Genomic DNA, 9,155 nt, shown 5'->3' with positions numbered 1-9,155 from the left:
ACCTGACCCCGGCCCTGCGCGAGCGCTTCGCCGCCAGCCATCTCTATTTCCGCGCCCCCGCCCGCTTCATGACCACGCGCGGCAATGCCCGGGCAGCGCTCGACGGAACGACCCTCCAGGGACGGCGCGTCGCGGTCGTCTCCGGCACGGCCCACCAGGCCTTCCTCGAACAGCTCATGCCCTTCGTGCAGCGGCGCGAGAGTACGAATCTGAATGCCGCGATTGCGGCGCTCCGCAGCGGCGAGGCGGAGTACGTCTTCGGCGACGGTGTGGCCTTGTCGCTGGCGCTCGCCGGCAGCGGCGGCGAGTTCGCCTTCTCCGGCGGCCCCTATCTGGAAAGCCGCTATTTTGGCGAGGGTGTCGCCTTCCTGCTGCGCAAGGATGACCCCGCCCTGAAGCGCGCGATCGATTACGCGCTCCAGAGCCTCTGGGACGACGGGAGCTACGCCCGCCTCTATCTGCGCTTCTTCCCGGTCAGTCCGTATTGACCGTCACGGCGCGTTGCTAACCAGCGCCTGCTTCGCCACGGCCGCGAGCCAGCCGGACGCCGCGGGCAGGATCGCGTCATTGAAATCGTAGCGATCATTGTGCAAGGCGCCGCCGTTCACCGCAGGACCGTTGCCCATCCAGATATAGCAGCCCGGCCGCTTCTCCAGGAAATAGGCGAAATCCTCGCCGGTGGTGCTGGCCTTCATGTCGCGCCGCACGGGAAGCCCGGCCGCCTCGCCGGCCGCAGCGGCCATGTCTTCTTCCGCCGGCGTGTTGATCGTGGCGGCGCCATAAGTGAACTCGACCGCCGCCGTCATCTCGAAGGTCGCGGCGATGTTCTCGGCGATGCCTTTGAGGCGCGAAAGCAAACGATCGCGCACAGCCGGTACGAACGTGCGGAAGGTGCCCTCGATGAAGACATTGGTCGGGATCTGGTTGGAGGCGAGGCCACCATGGACCTGGCCGATCGAGACGACAGCCGATTCCATCGGGTCGACATTGCGCGAGACGATCGTCTGCAGCGCGACGATGAGATGGCCCATCGCCACGATCGGGTCATGGGTCTGCTCCGGCAGCGCCGCATGCCCGGCCTTGCCGGTCAGCGTGATCTTGAAACGCCCGGGCTCGGACATCACCGGCCCGCGATGCACCGCGACGGTGCCAGCCTCCAGCCCCGGCCAGTTATGCAGCGCGAAGACGCGCTCCATGGGGAAGCGCTCCAGCACGCCGTCCTCGAGCATCGCGAGCGCGCCGCCCGTGCCCTCTTCCGCCGGCTGGAAGACGAACTGCACCGTGCCGCTCCAGCCGTCATCGGCCTTGAGCAGCGCGGCCGCGCCGAGCAGCGAGGTGGTGTGCCCGTCATGGCCGCAGGCATGCATCACGTTCGGCGTCTTGGACTTGTAGGGGAGATCGTTGACCTCCTGGATCGGCAGCGCATCCATATCGGCGCGCAAGCCCACTGTACGCTCGGACGAACCCTTCCTCAGCGTCGCCACCACGCCATAGCCGCCGACATTGGCGACGAAGGGCACGCCGAGCTCGGTCAGCTTCTCCTGCACGAAGGCGCTGGTCATCTTCTCGTGCCGTCCGAGCTCGGGATGGGCGTGGAGATGTCGTCGCCAGGCGGTCAGCTTGTCGAGCAGGTCGCGGTCCAAGGCGGGCATCCTTTCGAAGGCATAGTCGAACTGGAAAAAGGCGAGTGCAAACCTATACGCCCACAGGAAGCCGGCAAGGAGCTTTGCGCGAGGGCCGCACCCTCGTTTGCCGCATTTCAACCGCCTTCTCGCATTGACGGCGCCCTTCGCAATCTGCGAAAGCCCTTCTTCGCTCTTGCGATATCGCTGTCTCACTCAGGAGAGGACACCGCCCCTCATGCCCGCCTTCGACGCAGCCCTCGTTGACGCCGCCCAGCGTTCGGCCGCCTGGCCGTTCGAGGAGGCGCGCAAGCTCGTGGCCCGCATCGAGAAATCCGGCAAGAAATCGGTGATCTTCGAAACAGGCTACGGCCCCTCGGGCCTGCCGCATATCGGCACCTTCGGCGAGGTCGCGCGCACCTCGATGGTCCGCCATGCCTTCCAGGTGCTGACCGGCAACACGATCCCGACCCGGCTCGTCGCCTTCTCCGACGACATGGATGGCCTGCGCAAGGTGCCGGACAACGTGCCGAACAAGGAATTGCTCGCGGCCAATCTCGGCAAGCCCTTGACCGAGGTGCCGGATCCGTTCGGCACGCATGACTCGTTCGGCCGGCACAACAATGCGCGGCTCTGCGCCTTCCTCGACAGCTTCGGCTTCGACTACGAGTTCAAGTCCTCGACCGACTCGTACCGCGCCGGCGAGTTCGATGCGACGCTGCTCAAGATGCTCGCGCGCTACGACGCCATGATGAAGATCATGCTGCCGACTTTGCGCGAGGAGCGGGCCGCGACCTATTCGCCCTTCCTGCCGATCCACCCGCAGACGCGCATCGTCATGCAGGTGCCGATCGACGAGGTCGATGTCGAGGCCGGCACCATCGCCTGGACCGATCCGCAGACGAAGGAGCGCTTCGTCTCGCCCGTCACCGGCGGCCATGTGAAGCTACAATGGAAGCCGGATTGGGCGATGCGCTGGGTCGCGCTCGGCGTCGACTACGAGATGGCCGGGAAGGACCTCATCGACTCCGTTAAGGTCTCCTCGCAGATCGCCCGCGCGCTCGACGGCACGCCGCCGGAAGGCTTCAACTACGAGCTCTTCCTCGACGAGCAGGGCCAGAAGATCTCAAAGTCGAAGGGCAACGGCCTGACCATCGAGGACTGGCTGACCTATGGCCCGCCGGAAAGCCTGGCGCTCTACATGTTTCAGCGTCCGCGTGAGGCCAAGAAGCTCCATTTCGACGTGATCCCGCGCGCGGTCGACGAATACCTCCAGTTCCTCAATGGCTACGAGAAGCAGGACTGGAAGAACCGCCTCGGCAACCCGGTCTGGCACATCCATGCCGGCAATCCCCCCGCGCCGGAGGTCATCGCCTCCGGCGAAGGCGACAACGCGGTCAGGACTCAGGTCACCTTCGGCCTGCTGATGAACCTCGTCGCCGTCGCGAATTCCGAGGACAAGGCCGTGCTCTGGGGCTTCCTCCAGCGCTATGCGCCGGGCATGTCGGCGCAAACGCATCCGCGGCTCGATGCGCTGGTCGGCTACGCGATCGCCTATTTCCGCGATTTCGTAAAGCCGGCGAAAAGCTACCGCCCGGCCGACGAGGTCGAGCGCGACGCCTTCACCAAGCTCGACGCTGCGCTCGCCGCCCTGCCGGCCGACCCGACGCCCGAGATGGTGCAGGACACGGCGCTCGACGTCGCCCGCGCCATCCCGCGCTACCAGAACCTCACGGCCAAGAACGCGACGCCGGAACGCCCGGGCGTCTCCGGCGACTGGTGGAAGGCGATCTACCAGGTGATGTTCGGCGAGGATCAGGGCCCGCGCTTCGGCTCCTTCGCGGCGATCTACGGGCTGCCCAACACCCGCGCCCTGATCGCCAAGGCGCTGGCCGGCGATCTCGTCCGGGATCATGCGGCCTTCCTCGACGCACGCAAGGCAGGCTGACGAACGATGACCGGGCCCGAAGCCGTCGACCGCGCGATCCGCTCACGCCGCGCCGTTCGTGCCTTCCTGCCGGAGCCGGTCGCCCCCGAACTGGTGCGCCGCCTGATCGATCTGGCGGCGCAGGCCCCTTCCGGCACCAATATGCAGCCCTGGAAACTCAGGGTGATCGGCCCGCAGACGCGGGCGCGGCTCGAAACCGTGCTGCTCGCCGCCGTCGAATCCGGCGAGCGTCCCGGCGTCGAGGAGTACCGCTACTATCCCGCGCAGTTCCGCGAGCCCTATCTGGCGCGCCGCCGCAAGGTCGGCTGGGACCTCTACGGCCTGCTCGGCGTCACCAAGGGCGATACCGAGGGCATGAAGCGCCAGACCGCCGCGAACCTGCGCTTCTTCGATGCGCCGGTCGCGCTGATGCTGACCATCGACCGCGATCTGGAGATCGGCTCCTGGCTCGATCTCGGCATGTTCATCCAGACCCTGCTGATCGCGGCGCAGGGCCATGGCCTCGATTCCTGCCCGCAGGCGATCTTCGCGCAGTTCCACCCGATCGTCCGGCGCGAACTGGCGATACCCGAGGACGAGGTCGTGGTCTGCGGCATCGCCATCGGCAAGGCCGATCCCGACGCACCGGCCAACCGTCTCGTGCCGGAGCGCGAGCCGGTCGAGGGTTTCACGACCTGGCTGGAGTAAGCTGTCGTCATTCTCGGGCCGAGCAAAGCGCAGACCCGAGAATCTCTTGCAGAATGAGGCCCCGCCCCTTTCGGCATGAGATCCTCGGGTCGAGCCCGAGCATGACGAGCCTGCGGCTTCATCCCTTCAGACTGGCAAATCCCTTGCCCTCGGCCGCAAGCCGCCTGAGCAAAGGCGCCGGCTCCAGCGCCTTGTCGCCGGTCTCGGCGGCCAGCGCTTCCAGCCGCTTCACGATCACGTCGAGCCCGACGCTGTCGGCCCAGAACATCGGCCCGCCGCGCCAGGCCGGCCAGTTATAGCCGTTGATCCAGACGATATCGATGTCGCCCGGCCGGGCTGCGATGCCCGCTTCCAGGATGCGCGCGCCCTCGTTCACCATGGGATCGAGCAGCCGGGCCAGGATCTCCTCCTGCGTGAAGGAGCGCCGCGTCACGCCCTGCTCGGCCGAGATGCGGGTGATCAGCGCCTCGACCTCGGGGCAGCGCTGCCCGGCGCGGGCGCCTTGCGGATAGATGTAATAGCCGCGCCCAGTCTTCTGGCCGAACCAGCCGGCCTCGCAGATCGCATCCGCCACGGCGGCCTTCAGGCCCCGCGCCTTGCGGGAGCGCCAGCCGATGTCGTTACCGGCGAGATCGGCCATGGCGAAGGGCCCCATCTTGAAGCCGAAGCCGACCAGCGCCGCATCGACCTCATGCGGCAGGGCGCCCGCGACCAGCAGGCGCTCGGCAGCGCGGGTGCGCTGCTCCAGCATGCGGTTGCCGACGAAGCCGAAGCCGTTGCCGACCACCACCGGCACCTTGCCGAGCTTGCGCCCGAGCTCGACCGCGGTCGCGATCGCATCGTCGGCCGAGCCTGCCGGTCGGACGATCTCCAGCAGCTTCATGACATTGGCCGGGCTGAAGAAATGCATGCCGATCACGTCCTGCGGACGCTTCGTCGCCGCCGCGATCGTGGGCACGTCGAGATAGGAGGTGTTGCTGGCCAGGATCGCGCCGGGCTTCGCCACCTTGTCGAGCTCGCTGAAGATCTGCTGCTTGACGCCCATCTCCTCGAATGCGGCCTCGACCACGATATCGGCGCCGGCCGCAGCCGCGAGCCCGACCGCCGGCTTGATCAGCGCCATGCGCTTCGCCTTCGCCTCTGGCGTCAGCGATCCCCGCGACACCGAGATGTCGTAGATCGCACCGATGCGGTTGATGCCATTGTCGAGCGCAGCTTTCGCCGTCTCGATCAGCGTCACCGGGATGCCGGCATTGGCGAAGCACATGGCGATGCCGCCACCCATCGTGCCGGCGCCGATCACGGCGGCGCTGGCGATCTCGCGCGGCTTCACCTCCGGCCCGATGCCCGGTACCTTAGCGACCTCGCGCTCGGCGAAGAAGACATGGCGCAGCGCCTTCGAACGCTCGTCGACGAGCAGCGACAGGAAGAGCCTGCGCTCGACGGCCACGCCCTCGGCGAAAGGCAGCGTGAAGCTCGCGCGCACGGCCTCGACCAGCGCCGGCACGTTCGGCATGCCCTCGGCCTTCTTCAGGGCCTCCTTGGCCAGCGCCTCGAAGGCCTCGCGATCGGCATCGGTCAAGGCGCCGACGGCTTCACTGGTCAGCGGGCGGCGCCCTTCAGCCGCCAGCGCGCCGGCCAGCCGGATCGCCGCGGTGACGACATCGCTGGAGACGACCTCGTCGAGCAGGCCATAGTCGAGCGCGAGCCCCGCCAGGATCGGCTCGCCCGAGAGCATCATCGGGAAGGCCTTGGCGGCCCCGATCAGGCGCGGCAGGCGCTGCGTGCCGCCGGCGCCGGGGATCAGCCCGAGCTTGACCTCGGGCAGGCCGAGCTTGGCACCCGGCAGCGCCACTCTGGCATGACAGGCCAGCGCAACCTCGAGCCCGCCGCCAAGCGCGACGCCCTGGATCGCCGCGACGACCGGCTTGTTCGAGGCCTCGATCGCATCGAGCAGATCGGGCAGCAGCGGCGGGGCCGGCGGCTTGCCGAACTCGCTGATATCGGCCCCGGCGATGAAGGCCTTGCCGGCGGAAGCGATCACGATCGCGGCGACGGCGGCATCGGCATTGGCCTGCGCGATCGCCCTGGCCAGCCCCTCGCGCACGGCCGCGCTCAGAGCGTTGACCGGCGGATTGTCGATGGTGGCGATCGCGACCTTGCCGCGAACCTCAAGCTGAACCTTCGTCATCGACGTCTCCGCAATCCCTGTCTCGCGGCCGACTCGCAAACCAAGGCAGCGAAGGCGTCCGGTCGGGCAAGGGAGAATCCGAGCCGCGCGATGTCAAGCACCGGGCGGTGACGAAAGGCGCATCCGGCCTCGCTTGACCCCCGGCGAAGCTGCGTGCGATCCCGGCTGCACAATCAGGAGCGGACCGATGAGCGAAGTGCTGAGCGAAACCGTCGCGGCCGGCGTGGTGCAGATCACCATGAACCGGCCGGACCGCAAGAATGCGCTCGACCGGGCGAGCTATGCTGGGCTGATCGCCGCGATCGCCGCCGCGGAGGCCGATGCCTCGATCCGCGCTATCCTGCTGACCGGCGCCGGTGGCACCTTCACCAGCGGCAACGACATCAAGGACTTCGCCATGGCCGCGGCGGCCGGCGACGGCTCGCGCGTCGCCATCGATTTCCTGGAAGTGATCTCGACCGCGAAGAAGCCGATCGTCGCGGCAGTCGAGGGTTTCGCGGTCGGCATCGGTACGACGATGCTACTGCATTGTGATCTCGCCTTCGCCGCCCGCTCCGCCACCTTCCGCCTGCCCTTCGTCACGCTGGGCCTCTGCCCCGAGGGCGGATCGAGCTACCTGCTGCCGCTCGTCGCAGGCTCCAAGAAGGCGGCGGAGTTGCTGTTGCTGGGCGAGGCCTTCAACGCCGAGGCGGCGCAAGCGGCCGGCCTCGTCAACGCCGTCACCGAGGACGGCACGGCGCTGGAAATCGGTCTTGCCAAGGCCAAGGCACTGGCGGCGCTGCCGCCGGAATCGCTGGCCCTGACCAAGATGCTGCTGAAGCGCGGCTCGGCCGCCGCCGTGGCCGAGACCATCGCGACCGAGGCACGCCATTTCGGCGAGCGCCTGAAATCGCCGGAGGCGATGGCCGCCTTCATGGCATTCCTGAAAAAATGAACGCGATGCCCGTCGTGCCCGGGCTTGCCCAGGGCACGTCCTCTCGAGAGCAGCTCTCAGGCCGCTGAGGGCAAAGCTACAGCCCGCAGATGACAGGCTGGACTGCACCGGAGACCCGCTCGACCACCGCACCCGTGCTGAGTTCTGCCCCCGCAGCGGCGGCCGGCGGCAGCGTGATGCCCACCTTGCCGAGCATCGCCTGGATCGCCGCCCCATCGGCGAAGCCATAGCTGCGCTGCGGGGCGACGCCGGCGATCAGGATCTTGTCGGAGGGGTTGTCGGTGACGATCCCCACCAGCCGCCCCTGCCGGTCGAAGGCCGGCGCCCCCGCTTGCCCCGGCTGAAGCGGCGCCTTAAGGGCCGGCTTGCCGCCGGCCTGCGCATTCTGTCCGGGTAGCGCCACGGCGGCCCGCTTGCCGGCATCGTTGCCGAAGGCGACCAGCACCAGCGCCTCGGAAGCCCCCGCCGCCTCGCTGCGCAGGCCCGGCGGCTTCGCGGCCCCCGCGCCCTCCAGATCGAGCAGGGCAAGCCCGCTCGCATCGTCCTTCTGGCGCAGCTTGGCATTGCGATTGCCGACGCGCAGGCTTCGGCAATTGTCGATCGCGGACGCGGCGCTGAGCGCCACCCGCTCGTTGAGTATCAGCGCGACGCCATAGCGCTCGTTCGTGCGGGCGGCCGGCGCAAGCAGCGACGACAATCCGGAAGACGGACTTGGGGCGGTTCCGGCGACCGCCGAAGGCTGAGCCGGAGCCGCCCCGGTCGGGAAGGGCTCGAAGCTCGCCGCAATCGCGATGACCAGCTTGTCGACGGTTGGCGCCAGCGCCTTGTCATAGCCGATCGAGAAGCCGCGCAGGCCTTGCGGGCCGGCTGCGAGCCGGCGATAGAACCGCCCGGTCGGCGTCTCGCCGGTGACGACGAAGAAATCCGGCCGCAGCAGCTTGTAGGTGATCTTGCGCGGGCTGTTCGGGCTGACGGTGATCGCCTTCTCGTAGATCGCCGCCAGGTCCTCGCCGCCCGGCGGCGTGGTCGAGGTGTCGAGCGTCACCTTCTCGTCGGCGCTCTGCCAGCGGCTGCCGCCGGAGGGCGTCACGTCGCGCTTGGGCAGGAGCTTCTGGGGGATGCCGATCTGCACGCCGGTCTTGTCGTCGGCCAGCACCTTGAACCCGGCCGCATCGCGCGCAGCCTGCGCGGCCTTCGCAAGCGCCGCCCGCTCGACCGGCGGCAGCAGGCCGTCGGCCGGCCCCCGCGCGCCCTTGAAGGCATTGATCGCGCGGAAGGTCAGCGGGCCGTAGTAACCGGAAACCGCGCCGTTGAATTGCCCGGCCCAGATCAGGTCGTTCTGGATCGCCTTGCGCTCGGCCTCGGGCAAGGCCTCGAACCCGGCCTGCGCCGCCGCCATCTGCGGCGAAGGGCCGGCCGCCGGAGCAGGGGCCTGCGCGCCGGCAAGCGTCGGCACCAGCAAGGCGAACGCCAGGGCAGCGCGCCGGAGCAGTCTGTTTCGCAGGGGGTGGAGAAGGGCGCGCGGCATGGGTCTCGTCCTTGAGAGCGGGCGAAGCGGCTGCATTGAGCGTCAGAACGCGCCGCGCCGCAACCATGGCGAAGAGCGTTCCGGATTCGCACGGAACAACGCCGTCATTCCGGGGCAGGCCGCAGGCCTGAGCCCGGAACCCAGAACCGATGCCCTCGCGAAGAAGCGCACACTCGGCGCGCAGCCAACAAAGATCCGCATCGGTTCTGGGTTCCAGGCTCTTCGCTGCGCGAAGCCCCGGAATG

At 68.4% G+C, this 9,155-nt stretch carries 7 protein-coding genes; 4 read left to right on the top strand and 3 right to left on the bottom strand.

What is annotated here, in order from left to right; translation table 11 throughout:
* On the top strand, positions 1-488 hold a 488-nt coding region (locus JHD80_RS18790), incomplete at its 5' end, for a transporter substrate-binding domain-containing protein (protein ID WP_199090513.1).
* A gap of 3 nt (positions 489-491) precedes the next feature.
* Here JHD80_RS18790 and JHD80_RS18785 read toward each other — a convergent pair.
* Positions 492-1,652 carry an amidohydrolase gene (locus tag JHD80_RS18785; protein ID WP_199090511.1) on the bottom strand — a complete coding sequence of 387 codons (1,161 nt, stop codon included), beginning with the start codon at positions 1,650-1,652 and terminating at the stop codon, positions 492-494.
* A gap of 208 nt (positions 1,653-1,860) precedes the next feature.
* Here JHD80_RS18785 and JHD80_RS18780 point away from each other — a divergent pair, with 208 nt between their 5' ends.
* Positions 1,861-3,570, top strand: coding sequence for a lysine--tRNA ligase (locus JHD80_RS18780; RefSeq protein ID WP_199090509.1), 1,710 nt, complete (start codon positions 1,861-1,863; stop codon positions 3,568-3,570).
* Positions 3,571-3,576: 6 nt separating this feature from the next.
* Entirely contained in the window at positions 3,577-4,257 is a 681-nt protein-coding gene (locus JHD80_RS18775) for a nitroreductase (protein ID WP_199090507.1), read from the top strand.
* Positions 4,258-4,375: 118 nt separating this feature from the next.
* Here the strand turns inward: JHD80_RS18775 and JHD80_RS18770 are convergent, their stop codons facing one another.
* Positions 4,376-6,448 (bottom strand): 3-hydroxyacyl-CoA dehydrogenase NAD-binding domain-containing protein, encoded by a 2,073-nt coding sequence (locus JHD80_RS18770; protein ID WP_199090505.1) that lies wholly within the window; start codon positions 6,446-6,448, stop codon positions 4,376-4,378.
* 187 nt (positions 6,449-6,635) lie between these two features.
* Between JHD80_RS18770 and JHD80_RS18765 the strand changes: the two genes are divergently transcribed.
* Entirely contained in the window at positions 6,636-7,382 is a 747-nt protein-coding gene (locus JHD80_RS18765) for an enoyl-CoA hydratase-related protein (RefSeq protein WP_199090503.1), read from the top strand.
* Positions 7,383-7,458: 76 nt separating this feature from the next.
* Here JHD80_RS18765 and JHD80_RS18760 read toward each other — a convergent pair whose 3' ends face one another.
* Positions 7,459-8,910, bottom strand: a complete 1,452-nt coding sequence (locus JHD80_RS18760) for a peptidoglycan-binding protein (RefSeq protein WP_199090501.1) — start codon at positions 8,908-8,910, stop codon at positions 7,459-7,461.
* Positions 8,911-9,155: the final 245 nt, after the last annotated feature.

Origin of the sequence: Allobosea sp. ASV33 (genome assembly GCF_016428755.1) — a bacterium.
Taxonomy (GTDB): Bacteria; Pseudomonadota; Alphaproteobacteria; order Rhizobiales; family Beijerinckiaceae; genus Allobosea.
This window is presented reverse-complemented; position numbering and strand designations above follow the sequence as displayed.